The organism is Cupriavidus sp. H18C1, assembly GCF_049311595.1.
In the GTDB taxonomy this organism is placed as follows: domain Bacteria; phylum Pseudomonadota; class Gammaproteobacteria; order Burkholderiales; family Burkholderiaceae; genus Cupriavidus; species Cupriavidus cauae.
On the sequence record NZ_CP186008.1, the window covers coordinates 1,084,366 to 1,109,806 of the forward strand.

At 68.4% G+C, this 25,441-nt stretch carries 17 protein-coding genes and 3 pseudogenes; 10 read left to right on the plus strand and 10 right to left on the minus strand.

Annotated features, from left to right (window positions below):
- Positions 1–150: 150 nt before the first annotated feature.
- Positions 151–915, plus strand: coding sequence for a hypothetical protein (locus OJJOAM_RS05155; protein WP_422649088.1), 765 nt, complete (start codon positions 151–153; stop codon positions 913–915).
- A 33-nt stretch (positions 916–948) separates the two neighbouring features.
- Here OJJOAM_RS05155 and OJJOAM_RS05160 read toward each other — a convergent pair whose 3' ends face one another.
- From OJJOAM_RS05160 to OJJOAM_RS05175, 4 genes are all read right to left on the minus strand, one after another.
- Positions 949–2,004 carry a Fe(3+) ABC transporter substrate-binding protein gene (locus tag OJJOAM_RS05160; RefSeq protein ID WP_422649089.1) on the minus strand — a complete coding sequence of 352 codons (1,056 nt, stop codon included), beginning with the start codon at positions 2,002–2,004 and terminating at the stop codon, positions 949–951.
- 177 nt (positions 2,005–2,181) lie between these two features.
- Positions 2,182–2,436, minus strand: a complete 255-nt coding sequence (locus OJJOAM_RS05165) for a hypothetical protein (protein WP_422649090.1) — start codon at positions 2,434–2,436, stop codon at positions 2,182–2,184.
- Positions 2,437–2,586: 150 nt separating this feature from the next.
- Entirely contained in the window at positions 2,587–3,243 is a 657-nt protein-coding gene (gene lolA / locus OJJOAM_RS05170) for an outer membrane lipoprotein chaperone LolA (RefSeq protein ID WP_422649091.1), read from the minus strand.
- A gap of 228 nt (positions 3,244–3,471) precedes the next feature.
- The gene (locus OJJOAM_RS05175) at positions 3,472–5,796 is read right to left on the minus strand and encodes a DNA translocase FtsK (RefSeq protein WP_422649092.1); all 2,325 of its coding nucleotides are present in this window, start codon (positions 5,794–5,796) and stop codon (positions 3,472–3,474) included.
- Positions 5,797–5,980: 184 nt separating this feature from the next.
- Here OJJOAM_RS05175 and trxB point away from each other — a divergent pair, with 184 nt between their 5' ends.
- Both trxB and OJJOAM_RS05185 read left to right on the plus strand, forming a co-directional pair.
- Entirely contained in the window at positions 5,981–6,928 is a 948-nt protein-coding gene (gene trxB / locus OJJOAM_RS05180) for a thioredoxin-disulfide reductase (RefSeq protein WP_149317842.1), read from the plus strand.
- 108 nt (positions 6,929–7,036) lie between these two features.
- Positions 7,037–7,736: pseudogene (locus tag OJJOAM_RS05185) on the plus strand (Smr/MutS family protein).
- Positions 7,737–7,879: 143 nt separating this feature from the next.
- Here OJJOAM_RS05185 and glnK read toward each other — a convergent pair.
- Together glnK and OJJOAM_RS05195 are read right to left on the minus strand one after the other, a co-directional pair.
- Positions 7,880–8,218, minus strand: coding sequence for a P-II family nitrogen regulator (gene glnK / locus OJJOAM_RS05190; protein ID WP_006578394.1), 339 nt, complete (start codon positions 8,216–8,218; stop codon positions 7,880–7,882).
- 81 nt (positions 8,219–8,299) lie between these two features.
- Positions 8,300–10,457: pseudogene (locus OJJOAM_RS05195) on the minus strand (NAD(+) synthase).
- A 204-nt stretch (positions 10,458–10,661) separates the two neighbouring features.
- Here OJJOAM_RS05195 and OJJOAM_RS05200 point away from each other — a divergent pair.
- Complete coding sequence (locus OJJOAM_RS05200; protein ID WP_422649499.1) at positions 10,662–11,864, plus strand: GNAT family N-acetyltransferase; 1,203 nt, start codon at positions 10,662–10,664, stop codon at positions 11,862–11,864.
- 118 nt (positions 11,865–11,982) lie between these two features.
- Here the strand turns inward: OJJOAM_RS05200 and alaS are convergent, their stop codons facing one another.
- Positions 11,983–14,607 carry an alanine--tRNA ligase gene (alaS, locus tag OJJOAM_RS05205; protein ID WP_422649093.1) on the minus strand — a complete coding sequence of 875 codons (2,625 nt, stop codon included), beginning with the start codon at positions 14,605–14,607 and terminating at the stop codon, positions 11,983–11,985.
- Between the two features lie 329 nt (positions 14,608–14,936).
- Here alaS and OJJOAM_RS05210 point away from each other — a divergent pair, with 329 nt between their 5' ends.
- From OJJOAM_RS05210 to OJJOAM_RS05220, 3 genes are all read left to right on the plus strand, one after another.
- Positions 14,937–16,157 carry a CaiB/BaiF CoA transferase family protein gene (locus OJJOAM_RS05210; protein WP_422649094.1) on the plus strand — a complete coding sequence of 407 codons (1,221 nt, stop codon included), beginning with the start codon at positions 14,937–14,939 and terminating at the stop codon, positions 16,155–16,157.
- A gap of 183 nt (positions 16,158–16,340) precedes the next feature.
- Positions 16,341–16,799 (plus strand): DUF2214 family protein, encoded by a 459-nt coding sequence (locus OJJOAM_RS05215; protein WP_149317838.1) that lies wholly within the window; start codon positions 16,341–16,343, stop codon positions 16,797–16,799.
- Between the two features lie 121 nt (positions 16,800–16,920).
- Positions 16,921–17,949 (plus strand): Bug family tripartite tricarboxylate transporter substrate binding protein, encoded by a 1,029-nt coding sequence (locus tag OJJOAM_RS05220; RefSeq protein WP_422649095.1) that lies wholly within the window; start codon positions 16,921–16,923, stop codon positions 17,947–17,949.
- A gap of 405 nt (positions 17,950–18,354) precedes the next feature.
- Here the strand turns inward: OJJOAM_RS05220 and OJJOAM_RS05225 are convergent, their stop codons facing one another.
- Positions 18,355–18,567, minus strand: coding sequence for a hypothetical protein (locus OJJOAM_RS05225; RefSeq protein WP_422649096.1), 213 nt, complete (start codon positions 18,565–18,567; stop codon positions 18,355–18,357).
- A 130-nt stretch (positions 18,568–18,697) separates the two neighbouring features.
- The gene (locus tag OJJOAM_RS05230; protein WP_422649097.1) at positions 18,698–19,966 is read right to left on the minus strand and encodes a hypothetical protein; all 1,269 of its coding nucleotides are present in this window, start codon (positions 19,964–19,966) and stop codon (positions 18,698–18,700) included.
- Positions 19,967–19,994: 28 nt separating this feature from the next.
- Between OJJOAM_RS05230 and OJJOAM_RS05235 the strand changes: the two genes are divergently transcribed.
- On the plus strand, positions 19,995–21,158 hold the full coding sequence (locus tag OJJOAM_RS05235; protein WP_422649098.1) for a hypothetical protein: 1,164 nt from the start codon (positions 19,995–19,997) through the stop codon (positions 21,156–21,158).
- A 74-nt stretch (positions 21,159–21,232) separates the two neighbouring features.
- Here OJJOAM_RS05235 and OJJOAM_RS05240 read toward each other — a convergent pair.
- Positions 21,233–22,952: pseudogene (locus OJJOAM_RS05240) on the minus strand (potassium/proton antiporter).
- A 514-nt stretch (positions 22,953–23,466) separates the two neighbouring features.
- Between OJJOAM_RS05240 and OJJOAM_RS05245 the strand changes: the two are divergent.
- Both OJJOAM_RS05245 and OJJOAM_RS05250 read left to right on the plus strand, forming a co-directional pair.
- Positions 23,467–23,928: a tripartite tricarboxylate transporter TctB family protein gene (locus OJJOAM_RS05245; protein ID WP_422649099.1), complete on the plus strand. Its 462-nt coding sequence runs from the start codon at positions 23,467–23,469 to the stop codon at positions 23,926–23,928.
- A 10-nt stretch (positions 23,929–23,938) separates the two neighbouring features.
- Positions 23,939–25,441: a tripartite tricarboxylate transporter permease gene (locus OJJOAM_RS05250; RefSeq protein WP_422649100.1), complete on the plus strand. Its 1,503-nt coding sequence runs from the start codon at positions 23,939–23,941 to the stop codon at positions 25,439–25,441.

Here is a 25,441-nt window from a genome sequence, read left to right on the forward strand (position 1 = left end):
GTGGGTAGCGTACCTGCATGGGGTGCAGGTGGGCTGACCTCCTCTCGATGCCGAATTAAAGACCGCCGCCATTTCCGCCGATATCCCGTGAATGCCAAGCTGGGCCGCGCAGGCGGCCCGCTTTCCTCGAACACGAAGGGCGGGAGTCGTATGCAAATTCGTTACCGGATGCTGGTCTTCAAGATGTCGCGCCTGGCCAGCCAGAACAAGCTGACCGCGGTGCAGGAAATCGGCTTCGCCACCGAGCTCGCCGAACTGGTGGTCAAGGAAGGCATCGCCGAGCGCGTGGTGCAGGAACTGTTCGACGATGACCACCCGCAGCTGCGCCGCATCGCCGTCAATGCGATCCGCCGCACCGGCCGCTTCGACGTGCCGGGACTGCAGTCGGCGCTGCTGCGCAGGCTGTCCGATTCCGAGCCGTGGCTGCGCCACGATGCGGTCTGGGTCATGCAGGAAGCGTCGATGGACGGTGGCCTTGTCCGTGCAGGGCTGCGCCGGCTGGCCGGCACCGTGCAATTGCCGCAGGACGCGGTACGCGCCAAGTCGAATCCCGGCGATGCGCTGTTGCAGGCCCAGGTGCGCGCGCGGCAGGCGCTCGATGCGTTGCTGAAGAAGGATGCGCAGGCCGCGCTGGCGGCGCTGCGCGCCACGCTGGCGACGTTTGCCGCGCTGAATCAGGAGCCGTACGGCAGCGGTACGGTGGGCCAGATGAACCTGGCGCGGCGGGAACTGCAGCGCCGCATGGCCAGGCGAGCCCTGTCGAGCAGCACGCGGCTGACGTTCCGCCGCGTCGAGGGGCCGGACGGCAAGGCGGAGTTCGCGGAGACCGCCCGCACCACCGCTACCACCGCCACCACCGCCACGCCCAAGCTTGGCCACGCGAGCGACGACGCGGCCGGCGGCGATCCGTCGTGAAGACCGGCGCCGGCCGCGCCCTGCCGCCGGCGCTTACTTGAAGCCGACCTTGTCCGCCAGCTTCTGCGCGACCGGCTGATACTTGCCTAGCTCGGCCACATTGATCCGGTCGGCCTTGAAGCTGCCCAGCGCTTCCAGCGCCGGGTTGCCCACCTTGACGCTCGGCACCACCGGCCATTCGTTGTTGCCGTTGGCGAAGTAGGCCTGGGCCTCGTCGCTGGCGAGGTACTCGAGGAACTTGACCGCCGACTCCTTGTTCGGCGCATGCTTGAGCATGCCGCCGCCCGAGATGTTCATGTGCACGCCCTGGCTGTCCTGGTTCGGCCAGACCACGCCGAGCTTGTCGGCCACCGCCTTGTCCTCGGGCTTGGTCGACTTCAGCAGGCGCGCGATGTAGTAGGTGTTCGAGATCGCCAGATCGCATTCGCCGGCAGCCACGGCCTTGAGCTGGTCAGTGTCGCCGCCCTTGGGCGTGCGCGCCAGGTTGGCCACCACGCCCTGCGCCCAGCGCTCGGTCTTCGCTTCGCCGTCATGCGCGATCAGGCTGGAGATCAGCGACAGGTTGTAGACGTGGCCGCTGGAGCGCGTGCACAGCTTGCCCTTCCACTTCGGGTCGGCCAGGTCCTCGTAGGTCTTGATGTCGCCCGGCTTGACGGTGTCCTTGTTGTAGGCGATCACGCGGGCGCGCGCCGAGAAGCCGAACCATTCGCCGTTGGGATCGCGAAAGTTGGCGGGGATGCGCGATTCGAGCACCTTCGACTTGACCGGCGCGAACACGCCGGCCTGCTGGGCGCGCCACAGGCGGCCGATATCGACGGTGATGAAGACATCGGCGGGGCTGTTGGCGCCCTCGCTCTTGATCCGCTCGAGCAGCGGATCTTCCTGCCCCTCGATGCGATTGATCTTGATGCCGGTCTGTTTGGTGAAGTTGCTGTACAGCGCCTCGTCGGTCTGGTAGTGCCGGGCCGTGTAGAGGTTCAGCACCTTTTCCTGGGAGCCCTGCGCCATCGCGGCAAGGGGAATCGACGCGGCGCTGGCCGCCATGGTGAGAGCTGCCGCCGCGGGCAGCAGACGACGAAACACGTACATGGACTCCTCCGGGCTTTGCGGTTGCGCCGCTGGCCGAATGCCGGCGGGCGAGCGCAAACAATAATGATTCCCGTTTTCGGCGTCAATGTCGGTCCCCGCGTGGAACGGCCGCGACAGCGCCGTTCACGGGCGGGAATATCACCAGTCCGGAATGGTCCGCCCCCGTGTGGCCACGGCTCAGCCGCTGGCGCGCGACACCAGCGCGCCGATGGCATCGGCCGGCAGCGGCCCGTGGCAGCCACGTTCGCCGCCGCGCCGCTGTGTGACCAGCCAGACCCGGCCGGGTTGTCCGGTCGGACGCAGCAACCACGCGTCGCCGCGCGCCGCGCCCGGCAACTCCTCCAGCACCCCGCTGCGCTCGGATTGCAGCATGGTCGCGCAGTCGCGCGCCGAGGCGGCCGTGGCGGCGAGGAAATCCGGGTTGGTCAGCACCTCTGCCAGCGTGGTGTCGGGGGGCGCGCAGAAAGGCGTCGATATCGAACTGCCGGCTGGCGGCCGCGGGCTTGCCGCCGGCGCAGGCGCCCAGCGTCAGCAGCGCGGCCAGCGCCGGCACCAGCGCCGCGCGACGCAAGGTGGCGGGCCTCATTGGCGGATCACGTCGGCGCCCTTGGGGACGCTGAAGCGGAAGGTGTCGGCGGGCAGCGACGGATTCTTCTGCATCGCCGAGAAGGTCAGCAGCGTGGTGTTGCCGAAGGCGTCGCGCAGTTCCATCGCTTCGAGATTGCCGGCCTTGAAGCCGATGCCGATCCTCTCGAACTGGGTGTCCTTGGCCTTGGGCGTCAGCTCCAGCCATTCGATGCCGTCGCGGGTCGGGCCGTCCTTGACGACGAAGCTCTTCTCCAGGTCGTTGCTGCCGAACAGGATCGCCGCCGGGCTCGAGCCCAGCGCGGCGTCGAGCTTGCGCTCGGTGACCTGGTTCAGGTCCTTGTCGTAGATGTAGAGCGTCTGGCCGTCGGCCTGCAGCAGTTGCTCGTAGGGCTTGGTATAGCGCCACGCGAACTTGCCGGGGCGGGAGAAGACGAAGGTGCCGCTCGAGGTGCCGGTGACGCGCATCGCCTCGCCGGCGCCCTTGACCTGGCGCTGCGTGAATTCGCCGCGGGCGCTCTTGACGGTGGTGACGAAGGTCTTCAGCTGATCGGTGGCGGCGGCTTGCGCGGTGGCCGGGGCCAGCGCGGCCCATGCCAGGGTGGCGGCGGTGCCGACGGCGGCAAGGGCGGACGCCAGTACGCGATTAGGCATGCAATCGATCCTTGTGTTGGTGATTCGCGTTGGTTCGCGAAGATTCGCGTTGATTCGGGACGGCTCAGGGGCGCACGGCTCACGGGCGCGAAAGCGTCGCGTGCGCCGTGGCCTGTCCGCATGGTGTGTTGGTTAGAGCGAGGGACCGGCGGTGGATTCCGTCCGCGGCCGTCAGCAAGCGTGACACGCGTAACGGCATATTACTCGCCGGCCGGCGCGCTGCTGCTGCTACTCCTCGCGCGCGGCCCCGCCGCCGGGCGCCAGGATGTCGCGATTGCCGTTGCCGGACATCGCCGAGACCAGACCGGCCTTCTCCATGTCCTCGAGCAGCCGCGCGGCACGGTTGTAGCCGATGCGCAGATGGCGCTGCACCAGCGAGATCGACGCGCGGCGATTCTTCAGCACGACTTCGACCGCCTGGTCGTACAGCGGGTCGGCCTCGCCGCCACCGCCGATGCCGGCACCGCCGCCCATGCCATCGACACCGATCTCGCCGTCGACCAGGCCGCCCTCGAGAATGCCCTCGATGTAGTTCGGCTCGCCGGCTTCCTTCAGCTTGTCGACCACGCGGTGCACCTCGTCGTCCGAGACGAAGGCGCCGTGCACGCGCACCGGCAGGCCGGTGCCCGGCGCGAGATACAGCATGTCGCCCATGCCGAGCAGCGCCTCGGCGCCCTGCTGGTCCAGGATCGTGCGCGAGTCGATCTTGCTGCTGACCTGGAACGAAATCCGGGTCGGCACGTTGGCCTTGATCAGGCCGGTGATCACGTCGACCGAGGGGCGCTGCGTCGCCAGTACCAGATGGATGCCGGCCGCGCGCGCCTTCTGCGCGATCCGCGCGATCAACTCCTCGACCTTCTTGCCGACCACCATCATCAGGTCGGCCAACTCGTCGATCACGATCACGATCGTCGGCAGCTTCTCGAGCGGCTCGGGCGCATCCGGCGTCAGGCTGAACGGATTGGGAATCTTTTCCTCGCGCGCCGCGGCCTCGTCGATCTTCTTGTTGTAGCCGGCCAGATTGCGCACGCCCATCTTGCTCATCAGCTTGTAGCGGCGCTCCATTTCGCCGACCGCCCAGTTCAGCGCATTGCCGGCCTGGCGCATGTCGGTGACCACCGGACACAGCAGATGGGGGATGCCCTCGTAGATGCTCATCTCGAGCATCTTCGGGTCGATCAGGATCAGCCGGACGCTGTCGGCCTTGGCCTTGTACAGCAGCGACAGGATCATCGCGTTGATGCCGACCGACTTGCCCGAGCCCGTGGTACCGGCGACCAGGCAGTGCGGCATGCGCGCCAGGTCGGCGACCACCGGCTTGCCGGCGATGTCCTTGCCGAGCGCCAGCGTCAGCTGCGAGGCGCTCTCGTTGTAGACCTGCGAGCCGAGGATCTCGCCCAGGCGCACCGCCTGGCGCTTCGGATTCGGCAGCTCCAGGCCCATGTAGTTCTTGCCCGGGATGGTCTCGACCACGCGGATCGACACCAGCGACAGCGAGCGCGCCAGGTCCTTGGCCAGGTTGACGATCTGGCTGCCCTTGACGCCGGTGGCCGGCTCGATCTCGTAGCGGGTGATCACCGGGCCCGGATAGGCGGCCACGACCTTGACCTCGACGCCGAAGTCCTTGAGCTTCTTCTCGATCAGGCGGGAGGTGAATTCCAGCGTCTCGGCGCTGACGGTCTCCTGCGACACCGGCACCGGGTCCAGCAACGACAGCGGCGGCAGGTCGGCATCCTGCAGGTCGGCGAACAGCGGCTGCTGCTTCTCGCGCTCGACCCGCTCGTGCTTGGGCACCGCCTGCGGGCGCACGATCTGCACCGGCGCCGCCTCTTCGATGCGCACGCGCTGGACCTCGACGGTCTCGGTGCGCTCGACCTTGGCGGCCTCGCCGATGATGCGGTCCTGCTTGCTTTCGCGGCGCGCCTTGAAGCCGAGGAAGGCGGTCTCGACGAAGCCGCCGACCTTCTCGCAGACGGACAGCCACGAGAAATGGAAGAACAGCGACAGGCCGATCGCCAGCATCAGCAGCAGCAGCAACGTGGCGCCGGTGAAGCCCAGCGCGGTCTGCAGCCAGCCGCCCAGCAGGTCGCCCAGCACGCCGCCCGGCGCGCGCGGCAGCGCCTCGCGCAGCGGATACATGCGGACCGCTTCGAGGCCCATGCTGGCGGCCAGCGTCAGGCCGAAGCCGATCCAGCTGACCACCACGCCCTGGCGCGCCTCGCCGACCTGGTCGGGGAACTCGGCGGTCAGCATGCGCCAGCCGCGCCAGCAGCGGCGCACCAGCAGCACGCCGAGCCAGTAGGCGGAAAAGCCGAAGATGAAGAACAGCACGTCGGCCATCCAGGCGCCGACGCGGCCGCCCAGGTTATGGATCTGCGCCACCTGATTGGCGTGCGACCAGCCCGGATCGGCCTTGCTGTAGCTGGCCAGGATGCACAGGAAGGCCAGCGTCGCGGCCAGCAGCAGGAACCAGCGCACTTCTCCCAACAGCTTGCCGATGCGGGAAGGCAGGACGGAGGGATCGGTGCGGGTGGTCGTGGTGGTTCTGGCCATGCGTGGGTACGGATCGCGGCGCGGCACGGCGCCGTACGGAATTGCGGTGGCGGCATTTTACCTCCCCCGCAGGCTATCGCCGCCATTGGAATTTGCAACAATGCGCCAACGCCGGTCCACTTATAATGCGGGTTTTCGATTACCCATGCCGGCGCGCCGCGCACGCCGGCCACAGGAACGCATCATGGCCAAACACGCGAAAGTGCTGATTCTCGGTTCCGGTCCCGCCGGCTACACCGCCGCCGTCTACGCGGCGCGCGCCAACCTGGAACCGGTGCTGATCACCGGCCTGGCCCAGGGCGGCCAGCTGATGACGACCACCGACGTGGAGAACTGGCCCGCCGATCCGAACGGCGTGCAGGGCCCCGAGCTGATGCAGCGCTTTCTGGAGCATGCCGAGCGCTTCAACACGGAAATCGTGTTCGACCACATCCATACGGCCAAGCTGACCGAGCGTCCGATCCGCCTGATCGGCGACGCCGGCGAGTACACCTGCGACGCGCTGATCATCGCCACCGGCGCCTCGGCGCAGTACCTGGGCCTGCCTTCCGAAGAGAATTTCATGGGCCGCGGCGTGTCGGCCTGCGCGACCTGCGACGGCTTCTTCTACAAGAACCAGGAAGTGGCGGTGATCGGTGGTGGCAATACCGCGGTCGAGGAGGCCCTGTACCTGTCCCATATCGCCAGCAAGGTCACCGTGATCCATCGCCGGGACAAGTTCCGCGCCGAGCCGATCCTGGTCGACCGCCTGCTGGCGCGCGAGAAGGAAGGCCGCGTCGAGATCGTCTGGAACACCGTGCTGGACGAGGTGCTGGGCGACGAGTCGGGCGTGACCGGCGTGCGCATCCGCAATGTGCAGAGCGGCGCCACCGAGGACCGCAAGCTCGCGGGCGTGTTCGTCGCGATCGGCCACAAGCCGAACACCGACCTGTTCGTCGGCCAGCTCGAGATGAACAACGGCTATATCGTGACCAAGAGCGGCCTGTCGGGCGACGCCACGGCCACCAACATCCCGGGCGTGTTCGCCGCCGGCGACGTGCAGGACCACGTCTATCGCCAGGCCATCACCAGCGCCGGCACCGGCTGCATGGCCGCGCTCGACGCGCAGCGCTACGTCGAAGCGCTGAAGTAAGGTCGTTCCGGCTCGCCGCCAGGCGAGCCACCCGCGGCGCCGGATCGTGTTACCTTGCCGTTTTCACGGTCTTGCCCGCCGCCCCGCGGCGGTGCCGCTTTTCCCATCATGAAGCACGGTGCCAGCAAATCCGGCCGCCCTGCCGGTTCTTCCCCCATTCCCGCCCGTACCCGCCTTGGCCTTGACGATCTGGCACGCCTGCGCGACCAGATGAAGGCCGATGCCGAGCGCCGCGAGGCCGAGCGCCTCGCCGCCGAGGAAGCCGCGCGCCAGGCGGCCGCCGAGGCCAACGTGTTCCGCAACAGCATCGGCAATGTCCAGACATTGCGCGATCGCAACCGCGTGACGCCGCCGGCCAGGCGGCCAGAACCGGTGCCGGTGCAAAGCCAGCTCGACGACCAGGCGGTACTGGCGGCCTCGCTGTCGGATCAGTTCGATGTGGAAAACCTGCTGGAGACCGACGACACGCTGTCGTTCCGCCGCCCCGGCATCGGCCACGACGTGATTCGCAAGCTGCGGCGCGGCGAATGGGTGCCGCAGGACCGGATCGATCTGCATGGACTGCGCCGCGACGAGGCCCGCGAGGCGCTGGCCGAATTCCTGCGCCGCTGCGTGCGGCGCGGCGTGCGCTGCGTGCGCGTGATCCACGGCAAGGGCAACGGCTCGCCCGACAAGCAACCGGTGCTCAAGGGCAAGGTGCGCAGCTGGCTGGTGCAGAAGGAGGAAGTGCTGGCCTTCGTGGAGGCGCGTGGCGCCGAGGGCGGCTCGGGGGGCCTTGATGGTGCTGCTGCGCCAGCCGTATGCGTGATGGCCGACTGGCGCGCCTGATCGAACGCTGACCCGCTACCGTCTTCCGGACCTCTCTGCCGGACCTCTCTGCCGGACCTCTCTTCCCACCCTTCCCGCCAGCGGGAGAGGGAGAAGCCCATCGAGGCAGCGCGTCTTCCGGACTTACACCGCCGCTTCGTCCTGCTCGCCGGTCCGGATCCGGATTACGCGTTCGATCTCCGTGACGAAGATCTTGCCGTCTCCGATCTTGCCGGTATGGGCCGCCTTGACGATCGCGTCCAGCACGGTATCGAGCTGGCTCTCGGCCACGACCACCTCGATCTTGATCTTCGGCAGGAAGTCGACCACATACTCGGCGCCGCGATACAGCTCGGTGTGCCCCTTCTGCCGGCCGAAGCCCTTGACTTCGGTGACCGTCAGGCCGGTCACGCCCACGTCGGCCAGCGCCTCACGCACTTCGTCCAGCTTGAACGGTTTGATGATGGCGGTAATTTGCTTCATGTCGGCCCCCTTTCTGTCGTGATTGGTTGATGCAAGATTCTAGCCCGCGCGGCGCGATGGCGCGCCAAAGCGGGCTGGGGATCACCCCTTGTCGTGTCGATTGGCGTTCTTCGCGGCCGCCTTGCCGTTGCGGTTGCCGTTGCTGCCGTTGCTGCCGTTGCTGCTGTTGCCGACGCCGTTGCGCGCGGGCGCGCTGTCCGGAATGCTGTCCAGTTCGGCCAGCCACGCGGTCGATTCGCTGTCGCTGGGCGCGCGCCAGTCGCCGCGCGGCGACAGCGAACCGCCCGAGCCCACCTTCGGCGCGTTAGGTACGCACGAGCGCTTGAACTGGCTGGTGCGGAAGAAGCGGTCCAGGAAGATGCGCAGGTTGCGCTTGATGTCGGCCAGCTCGTACTGGTTGCGCGCGACATGGGCCTCCTCGGGCCACTGCCCCGCCTCGCGGTCGCCCCAGGCATGCAGCGCCAGGTAGGCCACCTTCGACGGCGTGAAGCCGAAGCGCAGCGTGTAGTACAGATTGAAATCCTGCAGCTCGTAGGGCCCGATCACGCTCTCGGTCTTCTGGCCGGGCTTGTCGTTCGAGTCGCCCGGCACCAGTTCGGGGCTGATATCGGTGCCCAGCACGTCGAGCAGCACCTCGGTGCCGCCCGCACCGATCTGGCCCGTTTCCGCGACCCAGCGCACCAGATGCGAGATCAGCGTCTTCGGCACGCTGGCATTGACGTTGTAATGCGACATGTGGTCGCCGACGCCATAGGTGCACCAGCCCAGCGCCAGCTCGCTGAGGTCGCCGGTGCCGATCACGATGCCGTTGTGGTGGTTGGCCAGCCGGAACAGGTGGTTGGTGCGCTCGCCGGCCTGCACGTTCTCGAAGGTCACGTCATAGACCGGCTTGCCGTCGGCGAACGGGTGGCCCAGGTCCTTGAGCATCGCCAGGCAGCTCGGCCGGATGTCGATCTCCCGCGCGGTGCAGCCGACCACTTCCATCAGCCGCCTGGCCTGCTGCAGCGTGCGGTCGCTGGTGGCAAAGCCAGGCATCGTGAAGCCAAGGATATTGGCGCGCGGCAGGCCCAGCCGGTCCATCGCCTTGGCGCAGACCAGCAGCGCATGCGTCGAATCGAGACCGCCGGACACGCCGATCACCACCTTCGAGATGCCGGTGGCCGACAGCCGCTGCACCAGCGCCTGCACCTGGATCTGGTAGACCTCGTTGCAACGCTCGTCGCGCCGCCTGCGGTCGGCCGGCACATAGGGGAAGCGCTCGACGCGGCGTTGCAGCGGCAGGTCGCGGTCCTCGTCGACGCCCAGCACGAAGCCGACCGTGCGGAACTTCGCCACCTCGCCGGCATGGCGGCGCACCGAGTCGCCGAACGTGGTCATGTGCATGCGCTCGCGCGAGAGCCGCTCCAGATCGACGTCGGCGAAGATCATGTGCGAGTCGTCGGCGAAGCGCTCCGATTCGGCCAGCAGTTCGCCGTTCTCGTAGACCAGCGCCTGGCCGTCCCAGGCCAGGTCGGTGGTCGATTCGCCCTTGCCGGCCGAGCTGTACAGATAGGCCGCCAGGCAGCGCGCCGATTGCTGCGACACCAGCTGGTGGCGGTAGCCGGACTTGCCGATCACGATATTCGATGCCGACAGATTGACCAGCACCGTGGCGCCGGCGAGCGCGGCGAACGACGACGGGGGGGATCGGTACCCAGACGTCCTCGCAGATCTCGACATGGAAACGCAGCAGCGGGATGTTCTCGATCTCGAACAGCAGCCCGGCGCCGAACGGCACGCTCTGCCCGAGCAGGTCGATCTGCTCGACCGTGGCGCAGTCGGCCGCGCTGAACTGGCGCGCCTCGTAGAACTCCCAGTAGTTCGGCAGAAAGCTCTTGGGTACCACGCCGCGCAGCTGCCCGCCGGCGACCACGACCGCGCAGTTGAACAGCAGATGCTGGACGCGCAGCGGCATGCCGACCACCAGCGCGCACGGCAGCGTACGCGAGGCCTCGACGATCTCGCCGAGCGCCCGCTCGCAGGCGTCGAGCAGGGTCTTCTGGTGGAACAGGTCGTCGCAGCTGTAGGCCGACAAACCCAGTTCGGGAAAGGCCACCAGCGCGGCGCCGCCGTCGGCCGCCTCGCGGGCCAGCGCGATGGTCTGCTGCGCGTTGAAGTCGGGATCGGCGACCTTGCAGCGCGGCACGCCGACCGCCACGCGCACGAAGCCATGGGAATACAGATTGAAGAATCGGCTCATCTCGAACACCCTTGTTGTGCGCAGGGCCGGCATGGCGCCGGACAGGCCGGACAGATGCAATTCGCGGCCACGGGCGATAATGCGACGTCGGCATCCGCCCCGCACCCACCCGCATCTACTTTCCAGCCGCCGGTCCCGCGGACCTCGGCAAGGCACACCGTGAAAGCAAGCAAGTCCATGCCATCCCACGCAGGCAGCGCCGCCATGCAGGCGGAGCGACCCGAGAATTATCGCACGCGTATCGTCGAGAACCTGGCCGACATCGCGCCGGCCGAGTGGGACGGCCTGCTGGCGCGGCAGCCCGGCCGCACCCCCTTCCTGCGCCATGCCTTCCTGCATGCGCTGCATGCGAGCGGCAGCGCCAGCGACGACACCGGCTGGAGCCCGCGCTATCTGACCTTGTGGCGGGACGCCGAGGACGTAGCCCATGGCGAGCGCCTGGCCGCCGCGATGCCGCTCTACGCGAAGGCGCACTCGTACGGCGAGTATGTGTTCGACTGGGCCTGGGCCGATGCCTATGCGCAGAACGGCCTGGAGTACTACCCGAAGTGGCTGTCGGCGATTCCCTTCACGCCGGTGCAGGGCACGCGCCTGCTGGCCGAGAACGCGGTCTCGCGCGAGCTGTTGCTGCAGGTCGCGCTGACGCTGGCCGAGCAGAGCCAGCTGTCCTCACTGCACGTGCTGTTCCCCGACGATGCCGAGGCCGCGCTGATGCAGCAAGCCGGCATGATGATGCGCCACGGCGTGCAGTTCCACTGGACCAATCCCGGCTACCCGGATTTCGAGGCGTTTCTCGCCACGCTGTCGCAGAAGAAGCGCAAGAACATCCGCGCCGAACGGCGCCGCGTCGCCGAGGCCGGCATCGCGTTCCGCCATCTGCGCGGCACGGAAATCGGTCCCGACGACTGGAGGCTGTTCCATCGCTGCTATCGGCAGACCTATCGCGAACACCGTTCGACGCCGTATCTGAATCTGGATTTCTTCGAGCGCATCGGCGCGGCGATGCCCGAGCATCTGCTGCTGGTGATCGCGCGGCGCGAGGGGCGCGACATCGCCGCGTCGCTGCTGGTCTATGACGACGATCCCGCGGTCAGCACGCTGTATGGACGCTATTGGGGCGCGCTCGAGCATCATCCCTGCCTGCATTTCGAGACCGCGTACTACCAGCCGCTGGCCTTCTGCATCGAACACGGGATCCGCACCTTCGAAGGCGGCGCGCAGGGCGAACACAAGATGGCGCGCGGCTTCCTGCCGGTCGCCACGCGCTCGGCCCACTGGCTCGCGCACCCGGCCTTCGCCGACGCGGTCGAGCGCTTCCTCGCGCGCGAGCGCGCGGGGATCGATGCGTATCTGGATGAATTGAACGACAGGACGCCGTATGCGAGGACGGCGGGGGGCCGGAGCTAGTGCCCGTCAGCGCGGGCGGAACGTAGCGCCACGGTGGAGGTGTTTTCCCCCCTCTGCTACAGGCAGCAGAGGGAAAGCCCGGCAGCGCGGTGCGCGCGCCGGGCCCGTCGGCGAACCCTCAAACCTTCGCCGCCACCCACTCGCCCACACCTGCCAGCGCCGCCGGCAGCTTCGCCGGGTCGGTGCCGCCGGCCTGGGCCATGTCCGGGCGGCCGCCGCCCTTGCCGCCGACCTGCTGGGCGACGAAGTTGACCAGCTCGCCGGCCTTGACCTTGCCGATCGCATCGGCGGTGACGCCGGCAATCAGACTGACCTTGCCGTCCTGCACCGCGCCGAGCACGATGGCCGCGCTCTTGAGCTTGTCCTTGAGCTTGTCCATCGTCTCGCGCAGCGTCTTGACGTCGGCGCCTTCCAGCTGGGCCGCCAGCACCTTCAGGCCCTTGACCTCGATCGCCTGGCTGGCCAGCTCGTCGCCCTGCGACGCGGCCAGCTTGCTCTTCAGGCGCTCCAGCTCCTTCTCCAGCGCGCGGACCTGGTCCTGCATCTGGCCGATGCGCGGCACCAGTTCGCTCGGCTGCGCCTTCAGCGCGGCCGCGGCCTCGTTCAGGCGCACGTCGAGCGACTGCAGATAATGCAGCGCGTTGTCGCCGGTGATCGCCTCGACGCGACGGATGCCGGCCGCGACGCCGCCTTCCACCACGATTTTGAACAGGCCGATATCGCCGGTGCGGGCCACGTGGGTGCCGCCGCACAGTTCCTTCGAGCTGCCGATCGACAGCACGCGCACCTCGTCAGCGTACTTCTCGCCGAACAGCGCCATCGCGCCGCTCTTGACGGCATCGTCGAACGGCATCAGCTCGGCGCCGGTGGCCTCGTTGCGCAGGATCTCGGCGTTGACGATCTCCTCGACCTCGCGGATCTGCGCCGCGGTCAGCGGCGCGTTGTGCGAGAAGTCGAAGCGGGTCTTGTCTGCGTCAACCAGCGAGCCCTTCTGCTGTACGTGGCTGCCCAGCACTTCGCGCAGCGCCTTGTGCATCAGGTGGGTGGCCGAGTGGTTGCGCATCGTGCGCGCGCGGCGCACCGCGTCGACCTCGGCCGTCACGGTGTCGCCGACCTTCAGCGCGGCGCCGGCGAGCGTGCCCTGATGGCCGAACACATCGGCCTGGACCTTGGTCGTATCGGCCACCGCGAACACCGCCGCGCCGGCCTTCAGCTCGCCCTGGTCGCCCGCCTGGCCGCCCGACTCGGCGTAGAACGGCGTGTGGTCGAGCACCACCACGCCGGTCTGGCCCGGCTGCATGACATCGACCGAGGCGCCGTCGACATACAGCGCGACCACCTTGGCATGGTCCAGCGCCAGCTTCTCGTAGCCGTGGAAGGTCGTCTTGGCGCCGGTGTATTCGAGGCCGGCGGCCATCTTGAACTTGCCGGCGGCGCGGGCCTGCTCGCGCTGGCGCGTCATCGCGGCGTCGAAGGCGGCCTCGTCGACCGACACCTGCTGCTCGCGGCAGACGTCCTGCGTCAGGTCCAGCGGGAAGCCGTAGGTGTCGTGCAGCTTGAACGCCAGTTCGCCGTCCAGCATGTTGCCGCCCTTGGCCTTCAGGTCGGCCAGCGCCGCATCAAGAATGCTCATGCCGTTCTCGATGGTTTCGAAGAAGCGCTCTTCCTCGGCCTTCAGCACCTCGACCACGCGCGGCTCTGCCTCGGCCAGCTCCGGATAGGCCTCGCCCATCTGCGCGACCAGGTCGGCCACCATCTTGTGGAAGAACGGCGTCTTGCGGCCCAGCTTGTAGCCGTGGCGGATCGCCCGGCGCACGATCCGGCGCAGCACGTAGCCGCGGCCCTCGTTGCCCGGAATCACGCCGTCGACGATCAGGAAGGAGCAGGCGCGGATATGGTCGGCGATGACCTTCAGCGAGTTGTTGGCCAGATCGTCGACGCCCGTCTCGCGCGCGGCGGCGCGGATCAGCGCCTGGAACAGGTCGATCTCGTAGTTGCTGTGCACGTGCTGCAGCACCGCGGCGATGCGCTCCAGGCCCATGCCGGTGTCGACGCAGGGCTTGGGCAGCAGCGTCATGTTGCCCTGCTCGTCCCGGTTGAACTGCATGAACACCAGGTTCCAGATCTCGATGTAGCGGTCGCCGTCCTCTTCGGCCGATCCCGGCGGGCCGCCCCACACGTCCGGACCGTGGTCGTAGAAGATTTCCGAGCACGGGCCGCAGGGGCCGGTGTCGGCCATCTGCCAGAAGTTGTCGGACGCATAGCGCGCGCCCTTGTTGTCGCCGATCCGCACGATGCGCTCGACCGGCACGCCGACTTCCCTGGCCCAGATGTCATAGGCCTCGTCGTCCTCGGCATAGACCGTGACCCACAGCTTCTCGGCCGGCAGGTTGTAGACCTTGGTCAGCAATTCCCACGCGTACTGGATCGCCTCGCGCTTGAAGTAGTCGCCGAACGAGAAGTTGCCCAGCATCTCGAAGAAGGTATGGTGGCGCGCGGTATAGCCGACGTTTTCCAGGTCGTTGTGCTTGCCGCCGGCGCGCACCGAACGCTGCGACGAGGTCGCGCGCGAGTAGGGCCGCTTGTCGGTGCCGAGGAAGACGTCCTTGAACTGCACCATGCCGGAGTTGGTGAACAACAGCGTCGGATCGTTGGCCGGCACGAGGCTCGACGAGCGGACCACGGTATGGCCCTTCGATTCGAAGAACTGCAGGAACTTGCTGCGGATGTCGGAGACTTTCATGTTTGGGGGCAAGGCGTCCCCGCATGGACATCGCAGGGCGCAGTCGGATTGGATTTGCAAACCGTTGATTATACGGGGGAACGCCGCCGCAACGGCAGGCTGGAGCGGCGGTCGCGGGGCCCGCCCGGGCGGCATGCGCGGCATGGACGCGACACCGCCGCCGAAGTCCGCGGATGTGCGTCCGGCGACCCGCCGGTGGTACAGTGCTGGCTGTCCGGGCCGGGGCGGCCCGCGCGCCTGCGCGCCTGTGCCGTCTGCTTTTGCCGGCCGACCTCCCCGCCCTGCCCGATTCGCCGTCCAGCCGCCTCACCGATACCGCCTGATATCCCATGGGAGCTTTAAGCCACCTCCGCGTTCTCGACCTGACCCGCGTGCTCGCCGGGCCCTGGTGCGCCCAGAACCTTGCCGACTTCGGCGCCGACGTGATCAAGATCGAACGGCCCGGCGCCGGCGACGACACCCGGACCTGGGGCCCGCCCTGGCTGCAGGACGAGTCGGGCCGCGACACCGCAGAGGCGGCCTACTACCTCGCCGCCAACCGCAACAAGCGCTCGGTGACCTGCGACATCAGCACGCCGGAGGGCCAGCAGCTGGTACGCGAACTGGCCGCGCAGAGCGACGTGGTGCTGGAGAACTACAAGGTCGGGCAGTTGAAGAAGTACGGGCTCGACTACGAATCGCTGAAGGCGGTCAAGCCGGACCTGATCTACTGCTCGGTGACCGGCTTCGGCCAGACCGGCCCCTACGCCGCCCGCCCCGGCTACGACTTCATCATCCAGGGCATGGGCGGCTTCATGAGCCTGACCGGGGAGCGCGACGACCTGCCCGGCGGCGGCCCGCAGAAGGCGGGCGTGGCGATCTCCGACCTGATGACCGGCCAGTACGCGACCATCGCCGTGCTGGCCGCGCTGGCGCACCGCGACCGCACCGGCGAGGGCCAGTACATCGACATGGCGCTGCTCGACGTGCAGGTCGCCATGCTGGCCAACATGAACACCAACTACCTGGCCAGCGGCGTCGCGCCGAAGCGCTGGGGCAACGCGCACCCGAACATCGTGCCGTACCAGACCTTCCAGGCGGCCGACGGCTGGATCATCGTCGCGGTCGGCAACGACGGGCAGTTCCGCAAGTTCGTCGAGGCCGGCGGCCGGCCCGAGCTGTCGGCCGATCCGCGCTTCGCCACCAATCCGCAGCGCGTGGCCAACCGCGACACGCTGGTGCCGATCCTGGCCGAGATGGTCAAGCCGCGCACGCGCGCGCAGTGGATCGCCGCGCTGGAGGCGGCCGGCGTGCCGTGCGGACCGATCAATACGCTGGACGATGTGTTCGAGGACGCCCAGGTCAAGGCGCGCGGGCTGCGCGTGGACCTGCCGCACCCGAGCGCCGGCGAGGTCAAGCTGGTCGGCAGCCCGATCAAGATGAGCGCCACGCCGCCGCAGGCGGTGCGCCACCCGCCGCTGCTGGGCGAGCACACCGACGCGGTGCTGGGCGAGATGCTCGGTTACACGCCGGAGCGCATCGCCGAGCTGCGGGCCAAGGGTGTGCTGTGACGAGCTGATGCCGCTTCGAATGACGATTTGAAAGGCGGTTCGATGCCGCTTCGATGCCGTATCGAATGACGAGTTGCACGACGGTTCTTGCGATGCATGACGAGGCGGCGGCCAAGGGGCCGGCCGTCGCCCGAGCCGATTCCCCCAACCCCCTTCCCCACCCTGAACCGAGCCGGAGTACCCATGCAGATCGATGCCTTGCTCGCTTTTCTCCACTTCCTGTCCATCTTCGCGCTGATCACCTTCCTGGTCGCCGAGGCCGTGGTGCTGCGGCCCGGCATCACACCGGCGGCGGTGCGCCGGGTCGGCATCTACGATCTGCTGTACTTCGGCTCCGCGATGGCGGCGCTGGCCACCGGCCTGCTGCGGCTGTTCTATGGCGCCAAGGGCGTCGAGTTCTATCTGCCCAACCCGTGGTTCCACGCCAAGATGACGGTGTTCGTGCTGATCGCGCTGTGCTCGCTGCCGCCGACCTTCCGCTTCCGCCGCTGGCGTGCGCAGGCCGCCGGCCAGGCCGGCTTCGTGCCGTCCGACGCCGAACTGAAGGCGGCGCGCCGCTGGGTCATGGTCGAGGCGCATCTGCTGATCCTGCTGCCGTTGTGCGCGGTGATGATGGCGCGCGGGCTGGGTATCCGCGGCTGAGTCCCGCCGCGCCCGCCATGCGGAGCCCGGGACCATGAAGACAACCAAGATCACCAACCCCGATACGAGGCGCCGGCGGACCCGCCGCGCCCACCGATTCCCAACCTGCTGACTGGCTACCATGTTCAAGACCTTCGCCGCCAATGCGCTGAGCGCGGCCGCCCTCGTGGCGTCCATCGGCGCCGCCCTGTTCGCCGCCCCCGCGGCCGCCCAACCGCCTGCCGCCGCCTGGCCGAGCAAGCCGGTGCGCTTCGTCGTGCCCTATCCGGCCGGCGGCCCGCTCGACACCGTCGCGCGCGCGATCGGCGACAAGCTCAAGGACTCGCTCGGCCAGCCGGTCGTCATCGAGAACCGTCCCGGCGCCGGCGGCAACCTCGGCGCCGATTACGTGGCACGCCAGCCGGCCGACGGCTACACCATCGTGATGGGCGCGGTCGCGACGCACGCGATCAACCCGACGCTGTTCGCGAAGATGCCGTACGACCCGATCAAGGACTTCACGCCGATCACGCTGGTCGCCGACGTGCCCAACGTGCTGGTGATGCATCCGGGCAAGGCCGCCGAGCTGCATATCGAATCGGTGCGCGACCTGGTCGAATACGCGCGCAAGAACCCGGGCAAGCTGGACTACGCGTCCGGCGGCAACGGCAGCGCCGGCCATCTGTCGGGCGAACTGTTCAAGAGCCTGGCCAAGGTCAGCATGGTCCATATCCCCTACAACGGTGCCGCGCCGGCCCAGTTGTCGGTGCTGTCAGGCCAGACCGACCTGATCTTCGACAACCTGGCCTCGGCCAGCGCCAATATCAAGGCGGGCAAGCTCAAGGCCTTCGCGGTGACCACGCCGGCGCGCGCCAGCGCCGTGCCGGAGCTGCCGACCATCGCCGAAGCGGGCAAGGGCCTGGGCCTGGAGAGCTTCGACATCTCGACCTGGTTCGGCGTGTTCGCGCCGGCCAACGTGCCGCGCGACATCGTCGACCGCCTCAACCGCGAGATCGTCGCGATCCTGAAGACCGACGAGATGAAAGCGCGCATGGCGCGCATCGGCGCCCAGCCCGCGCCGACCACGCCCGAGCAGTTCGGCGCGCTGGTGCAGCGCGAGCTGAAGAAGTACGCGCAGATCGTCAAGGCGTCGGGCGCGAAGGTGGACTGACGCGGCCTGACGCCACCGCGTCGATCCCGCCCGGCTGGCGCAAGCGCGGCCCGCTGCCTGTCATGGGCAGCGGGCCGTTTCCTTTTTTGACAGGGAGATTTCCGCGCGGACCGCTTTAACAATCTTTGCGCATGCTGCGACACGGCCTCCCCCGTACCTTGATGCCACGGCACCGCGGACGCGGTCCTGCATCAATGCAACTACCGGGGAGACATCGTGAACGCCAGCCACATCGACTTCGACATGCCGCTGCCGCCCGCCGCCTGGCACGGTACCTATCAGGTGCAGTGCGGCGCCGACGGGACGCTGGAGCTCGGCAGCAGCTTCGGGATGGCGCTGCGCGCCGGGCTCCACCGCCTGTTCCGTATCGGCAAGACCAGTGCCGATACGGCACGCAACCAGGCCTCATGGCGCGCACTGATCGCGGCTGTCGAAAGGCGCGGTGGCGCCGCGGTACGCGAGCGCCTGTGCCGCGCCAGCCTGGCGCTGCCTGGCGATCGCGTGCCCGGCCTGACGGTCGCCGACCGCATCGAGCGCGGCACCTATCTGTCGCACGCGGCGCTGCAGCAGGTATTCGTGCTGTTTCGCCGCGCCGTGTCCGTGGATCGGGCCAATCAACGGATCTATGCCGAACTGCTGACCCCGGCCGCCACCTCGTCGTCGGCAACGCCGCTGTACGCGATGCTCGACGGCATCAGCCTGGGGTTGAACGAGACCACCGACGCCGGCGCGCCTTGTCCGTTTCCGGCTACCCGCGCCTACGTCGCCGAACAGCTGAAGCTGGGGCTGCAGGCGCAGACCGCGCGGGCGCGCCGCCGCGATCCGGCCATGCTGAAATCCGCGCTGGCCAGCTGCGCCCCCCGAACTGGCCGGCCCGAACAACGCCGCGGGCTGCGATCGATGGCTGCGCGAATACGATCGCCGCCTGCGCTGCGGACCGATCCAGCACCCGGCGATGAGTCCCGGCGAACGCAAGGCCTGCGACCGGGAAGCCGCGGCAGCGGGACTGCTGGCCGAACTGCGGCACGGGGAACTGATGCGCGACCTGAAGCAGAACGAAGCCCGCCTCGCCCAGGAACGGTCGCGGCTGGCGCGCGCGGCCGGGAGCGCGGACGGGGAAGCGCTCCGGCACGGCACCGCAGCGCCGGCTGCGTGCAACGCAGGCAACGACAGCGACGCCGACGACGCTGGCGGCGACACGCTGTCCGGGCTGCTGGCCTCGCGCACCAGGCTGCTCGCCGAGCTGAAGGAGCGCGAACTGTACGACGTGCTGCGCCGCTGCGATGGCGAGCTGGCATTGAGCCCGCTGAGCCAGGACATGCCGCACATGCGCTCGCTGATGCAGCGCCGCGCCCAGGCGCGCGCGCAGCTGGACGGCGACCTGGCGGTGCTGAAGCAGCGCGACCTGATCCGCGCCGACCTCGTCAAGGGCTTGTGCCAGGCCGTACGCCAGCAAGTCGATCGCCATACCGCGCGCGGCGAACGCATGGACGAGTCGGCACTGTTGCGCATCGTCGAGGCGAAGCTGTCGGACCCGGCCTATCTGCGGCAGTTTCTCGCCGCCCGCAACCTGCAATACCTGCATGACCTCGGCCACGGCCACGACCGCGCCGCCGCCATCGCCGGGCTGGTGCGCGCCAGCGATCGGCATCCGCTTGACGAAGCCACACGGGGCGAGCTCGACAGCAGCGACTTCCAGTGGCTGTCCGCCGCGCTCGAGGCGGGCGAAAGCAAAGCCGTGGCACTCAACTACCGGCCAATGCTGACCGGCGCCCGCAAGCTGTTCGCACACTTTTTCCGCGAACGCTGGCCGATCGCGCAGATCTGCAACAACGTCGCGGCGCTGCTCGACGACTTTGCGGAAGACCACCTGCACGCGCAGCACCAGCGCGCGAGCCATGCGGCGATCCCCCTGGAAACACGCTGGCAGGCCGGCGTGCATGCGCTGCGTGACTGTATCCGCAGCGGCGAGCTGGGGCCGCCGGATGTGATCGGCGTCATCTTCCCCCGCGATCAAGCCGTACCTGCGCGAACGGCACCGCGTGATGGACCATGTGCGCCGCGAAATCCTGCTCGCCGAAGCCAGGCTGGACGAGTTGCGCGGCCTGTATCCCGCGCTCGCGGACTGGACCGCCAGCGTGCCGTCCGGCGCGGTGGCCGCCACGCTGCTCGACCTGGCCAGCATCCAGATCACCGCCCGGCTGATGAACGCGCACAATCGGCGGCTGGAAGCCAGGCGCGAGCAAGCGACCGGACAGCAAGAGGAGCAGCTCGCGATCACGACCGCCCGCAGGCTGGACGACTCGCTGCGCAAATGGTCCGGCCTGCGCGACGCGTATCGCGCCAGGATGGCCGATCACGGCATGGACGACCCCGAAGCGGACAGCCTGGGCCGCGCCGGCGACCGGGATCCCGACAGCATCGGCGACACCGCCGGCGGTCCGGGCGCGCCCGCTTCCGATGCACTCGCGCACAGCTTCCGGCAGCAATGGGAGCAGGCCGACCGGCATGCCTCGCAGACACTGGCCGCCACCGCCAACGCGCTGGAGAACGATCTGGACGCCGAAGTCGAGCAGCTGCGCCGGCGATCGGTGGCGCAGATGGTCAATGCCAAGCGGGACATCGAGCGGGCGCTACGCGACGCGCTGGAGGGCAGCCGCTCCAAGGCCGGCATGCTGGAGACCGTCTGCGACGTGCTGGAGCGGGCCGGCACGCTATTGCCGCGCTGGCTCGCGGCGATGAACGCCAACGGCGAATTCGAGGCGAACAACGCCACGCGCCGGAAAGCGCTGGCGTTGCGCGAGGCGGCGGTGTGCGCCTTGCCGCTGATCGACGAGATACGCCGCGAGTACGTCGAGCCGCTCGCCTACATGGCCGATCTGCCGGAGGCCGTTGTCGCACCATACCGGGAGGACTTGCAGGCCGTGCACCGCGCCCTGGACGCCCTCGCCCATTCGCTGCAATGGGTTGTCTCGGCGATACGTATTCCCGGCATGGAGAGCACGCCTGCCTCCCATCGCGACCCAGGCGAGGCCCGCGACACCCGCGACACCCGCGATGCCGGCAAGGCGGACCCGTCCCGGCTGCAGGTGCAACGCAGGACCCTGTCTCCCGGCAACAAGATCGTGCTCAACCTCTATCGCGGCAAGCTGCCGCCCCTTGTCGGCTGGACGGTACGGCAACTGGTCAGCATGGGCGCCCTGCGCTGATGCACGGCGCCAATGGACTGCACTCATGGACTGCGCTAATGCACTGCGCTCATGGACTGCGCTGATGCACCGCGCTAAGCCTGCCGCGGCAACCTCAACCCCACCTGCACGATGCGGCCATCCTCCATGCGCACCGCGGTCAAGGTCAGCCCCGCAATCTCCACCGTGTCGCCCTCCACCGGCGGGGGTGGCGAAGGCGTTCAGCATCGCGGCCTCCAGCGTCGACGGATACTCGCCCGGCGTCAGATCCCGCGTGCCATACAGTCCGGCCACATCGCGCAGCAGCGCGTCGCCCGACAGCACGAAGTCGTGCGGCACCTGCTGCCATGCCGGTGCGCGCTCCGGCGTGCGGAACAGCCGGGCCAGCGTCGGCACGCTGCTGGCCGGTCCCAGCACCGACGCCGTATCGCCGGCCTGCAGAACGGCCTGCTCGAGCGGCAGCAGCGCCTCGCCGCGGGCCACCGTCATCAGGCGGCAACGCGGCGGCAATTCGACCCGGTCCGCGCGCACGCCCGTCACCGCGGACTCGGGCTCGACCTCGAACTGCATCAGGTCCATCGCCGGTGCCCGCGTGCCGTGCAGGCGTTCGCGCGCCAGCGGCTCGGGATACGCGGGCCGCAGCACCCGGCCAAGCCGGGCAGCCAGCGGCACCGTGGTCCCCTGCAGCAGCAGGCTGGCCAGCACCACGGCAAAGGCGATGCGGAACAACAGGCCGGCATCGGGCATGCCCTGCAGCAGCGGAAACAGCGCCAGCACGATCGGCACCGCGCCGCGCAGTCCCATCCAGGCAATGAAGCCCTTCTCGCGCGCATTGAAGCGGAACGGCAGCAGCGAGATCCAGACCGCGACCGGGCGGGCCACCAGCATCAGGAACAGCGCCACGGCCATCGCGGGCACCGCCACGTCCCAGATCCGGTGCGGCGTCACCAGCAGGCCCAGCAGCAGGAACATCGCCGACTGGGCCAGCCATGCCATGCCGTCCATCGCCCGCATCGCGTCCGGGCTGACCGCGCGGTCGCGGTTGCCGATCAGCATGCCGGTCAGATACACGGCCAGAAAGCCGCTGCCGCCGGCGGTCTGCACGATCGCGAACACCATGGCGCCGCCCGAACACAGCAGGATCGCCTGCAGGCCTTCGGCCACCCGGATGCGCTCCAGCACATTGGCCAGGCAATAGCCCAGCGCCAGTCCCATCGCGCCGCCGACGCCGAACTGCACCAGCAACCGCCACAGCAGCGCGCCACCGCTCAGCCCTGCCGGCGCATGAATCCACTCGATCAGCGTCAGTGTCAGGAAGATCGCCATCGGATCGTTGATGCCCGATTCGATCTCGAGCACGCTGGCGACCCGCTCCTTGAGCCGGACGCCGCTGCTGTTGAGCAGCGAGAAGACCGCGGCCGCGTCGGTCGAGCCGACGATGGCGCCCAGCAGCAGGCCGAGCTTCCAGTCGATCTCCAGCACCCAGGCCGCGAACAGGCCCACCAGCCCGGTGGTCAGCAGCACGCCGACCGTCGCCAGCGCCAGCGACGGCCGCAACGCGACGCGAAAGGTCGCGTACTGGGTGCGCAGCCCGCCATCGAGCAGGATCACGGCCAGCGCCAGATTGCCGACCAGAAAGCTGAGCCAGGTATTGGAGAAGCGGATGCCGCCCGGGCCGTCGACACCGGCCAGCATGCCGACCAGCAGGAATACCAGCAGGAACGGCACGCCGACGCGCGAGGAGAAGGCGCCGACGACGATGCCGAGGGACATCACCACGGCGCCGATCAGGATCACGTGTTCAATGCTTTCCAAACTGGCCCTTGCAACGATAACGGTGGAGGAGACGGAGGCGGACAGCCTCGCGGCGCGGCACACAGGCGCCAGGGCGCACGGGCACAGGCGCGCGCGCACTGGCGCACCCCGGCGCGTCCGGCGCCCCCGGTGCACCCGGTGCAGCGGCGCTGCGGCGCTGCGGCGCGCAGCACGACAGCGCAGCATGACGGCCGCCGCGCCGCCGATGATAGCCGACGGCCATGTCGGCACTGCCTGGCCCGCCGCATCGCCGTCCTGCGCGCTGCGTGGGGCGGCCTCCGCGGAGACCTAGGGAGATACCCTCACATTGACCAAGTTTGCAGACATCTGAAAGGTCGCTGAAAGGTGGCGCCCTTACCTTCCCCCTGCCTGCGGACGGGGAGGGTGCCGCGCGTGATTTCGTTGCACTGCACAAAGGCTGCAACGACCCATCGCGACACCATGAGACCAGCGCCATCGACGCGCGGCTCACAGCGCCGCAAGCCCCAGTTTTGTCAAATCGAGGAGAATCATTTTGCGCATACGTAGCCAAAAGGACTTTGCCTCCGGCCTGATGTTCATCCTGGTCGGATTCGGCTTTTCCTGGGTCGCTCGCGGCTATTCGATGGGAACTGCCGCGAAGATGGGTCCGGGGTATTTCCCGTTCTGGCTCGGCGTCGTGCTCGCCCTGCTGGGCGTGCTGGTGCTGATCGGATCGATGTCCAGCAAGGGCGATGGTGACGAGCTGGCCCGCTGGGATATCAAGCTGCTGCTGTGGATCCTCGGTTCGGTGGTGCTGTTCGGCCTGCTGCTCAAGCCGCTCGGCATGGTGCTGTCGGTGATCGTGCTGGTGCTGGTGTCGTCGATGGCCAGCCACGAGTTCACCTGGCGCGGCGCGATCCTGAACACCATCGTGCTGGTGCTGATCAGCATGGGCGCCTTCGTCTACGGCATCAATCTGCAGATGCCGGTGTGGCCGGCCTTCATTACCGGCTAAGGAGCGCCAGATGGAACTGCTAACCAACCTGGGCATCGGCTTCTCGACCGCCCTGACCTTCCAGAACCTGGCCTACGCCTTCCTCGGCTGCCTGCTCGGCACGCTGATCGGCGTGCTGCCCGGCCTGGGACCGCTCGCGACCATCGCGATGCTGCTGCCGATCACCTACACGCTGCCGCCGGTGGCCGCGCTGATCATGCTGGCCGGCATCTACTACGGCGCCCAGTACGGCGGCTCGACCACGGCAATCCTGGTCAACCTGCCCGGCGAATCGTCCTCGGTGGTGACAACCATCGACGGCTACCAGATGGCGCGGCGCGGCCGCGCCGGGGTGGCGCTGGCGACCGCGGGCATGGGCTCGTTCTTCGCCGGCTGCGTGGCGACGCTGATCCTGGCCGGCTTTGCCGCGCCGCTGTCGGAACTGGCGTTCAAGTTCGGCCCCGCCGAGTACTTCTCGCTGATGGTGCTGGGCCTGATCGGCGCCGTGGTGCTGGCCTCGGGCTCGCTGGTCAAGGCGATCGCGATGATCGTGCTGGGACTGCTGCTGGGCCTGGTGGGTACCGACGTGAACTCGGGCGCGGCGCGCTTCTCGTTCGACGTGCCGGAGCTGACCGACGGCCTGAACTTCGTGGCCGTGGCGATGGGTATCTTCGGCTTCGCGGAAATCATCGCGAACCTGGAGCAACGCGAAAAGCGCGAGACCTTCACCGACAGCATCACCAACCTGTTCCCGACCAAGGAAGACTTCAAGCGCATGATCCCGGCGGTGCTGCGCGGCACCGTGCTCGGTTCGGCGCTGGGCATCCTGCCGGGCGGCGGCGCCTCGCTGGCTTCGTTCGCGGCCTACACGCTGGAGAAGAAGTCGTCGAAGTATCCGCACGAGTTCGGCAAGGGCGCGATCGAAGGCGTGGCCGGTCCCGAGTCGGCCAACAACGCCGCTTCGCAGACCTCCTTCATCCCGCTGCTGACGCTGGGCATTCCGCCCAACGCGGTGATGGCGCTGATGGTCGGCGCGATGACGATCCACAACATCCAGCCGGGTCCGCAGGTCATGACCAGCAACCCGCAGCTGTTCTGGGGCCTGATCGCCTCGATGTGGATCGGCAACCTGATGCTGATCATCCTGAACCTGCCGCTGATCGGCATCTGGGTCAAGCTGCTGAAGGTGCCCTACCGCTTCCTGTACCCGGCCATCCTGACGTTCTGCTGTATCGGCGTCTACTCGGTCCAGAACACTACGTTCGACGTGTTCCAGACCGCGGCCTTCGGCGTGGTGGGCTATCTGTTCCTGAAGCTCAAGTGCGAACCGGCGCCGCTGCTGCTCGGCTTCGTGCTCGGACCGATGATGGAAGAGAACTTCCGCCGCACGCTGCTGCTCTCGCGTGGCGAGTTCACGGTGTTCTTCACCCGTCCGCTGTCGCTGAGCCTGCTGATCGCCGCCGCGATCCTGGTGCTGATCGTGGCCCTGCCGTCGATCAAGGCCAAGCGCGAGGAAGCGTTCCAGGAAGAATAA

Bases quoted from the DNA above. Each gene is read 5' to 3' on its own strand.
- OJJOAM_RS05155 (WP_422649088.1), top strand. From the start codon at position 151: ATGCAAATTCGTTACCGGATGCTGGTCTTCAAGATGTCGCGCCTGGCC.
- OJJOAM_RS05160 (WP_422649089.1), bottom strand. From the start codon at position 2,004: ATGTACGTGTTTCGTCGTCTGCTGCCCGCGGCGGCAGCTCTCACCATG.
- lolA (WP_422649091.1), bottom strand. From the start codon at position 3,243: ATGCCTAATCGCGTACTGGCGTCCGCCCTTGCCGCCGTCGGCACCGCC.
- OJJOAM_RS05175 (WP_422649092.1), bottom strand. From the start codon at position 5,796: ATGGCCAGAACCACCACGACCACCCGCACCGATCCCTCCGTCCTGCCT.
- trxB (WP_149317842.1), top strand. From the start codon at position 5,981: ATGGCCAAACACGCGAAAGTGCTGATTCTCGGTTCCGGTCCCGCCGGC.
- glnK (WP_006578394.1), bottom strand. From the start codon at position 8,218: ATGAAGCAAATTACCGCCATCATCAAACCGTTCAAGCTGGACGAAGTG.
- OJJOAM_RS05200 (WP_422649499.1), top strand. From the start codon at position 10,662: ATGCAGGCGGAGCGACCCGAGAATTATCGCACGCGTATCGTCGAGAAC.
- alaS (WP_422649093.1), bottom strand. From the start codon at position 14,607: ATGAAAGTCTCCGACATCCGCAGCAAGTTCCTGCAGTTCTTCGAATCG.
- OJJOAM_RS05210 (WP_422649094.1), top strand. From the start codon at position 14,937: ATGGGAGCTTTAAGCCACCTCCGCGTTCTCGACCTGACCCGCGTGCTC.
- OJJOAM_RS05215 (WP_149317838.1), top strand. From the start codon at position 16,341: ATGCAGATCGATGCCTTGCTCGCTTTTCTCCACTTCCTGTCCATCTTC.
- OJJOAM_RS05220 (WP_422649095.1), top strand. From the start codon at position 16,921: ATGTTCAAGACCTTCGCCGCCAATGCGCTGAGCGCGGCCGCCCTCGTG.
- OJJOAM_RS05235 (WP_422649098.1), top strand. From the start codon at position 19,995: ATGGACCATGTGCGCCGCGAAATCCTGCTCGCCGAAGCCAGGCTGGAC.
- OJJOAM_RS05250 (WP_422649100.1), top strand. From the start codon at position 23,939: ATGGAACTGCTAACCAACCTGGGCATCGGCTTCTCGACCGCCCTGACC.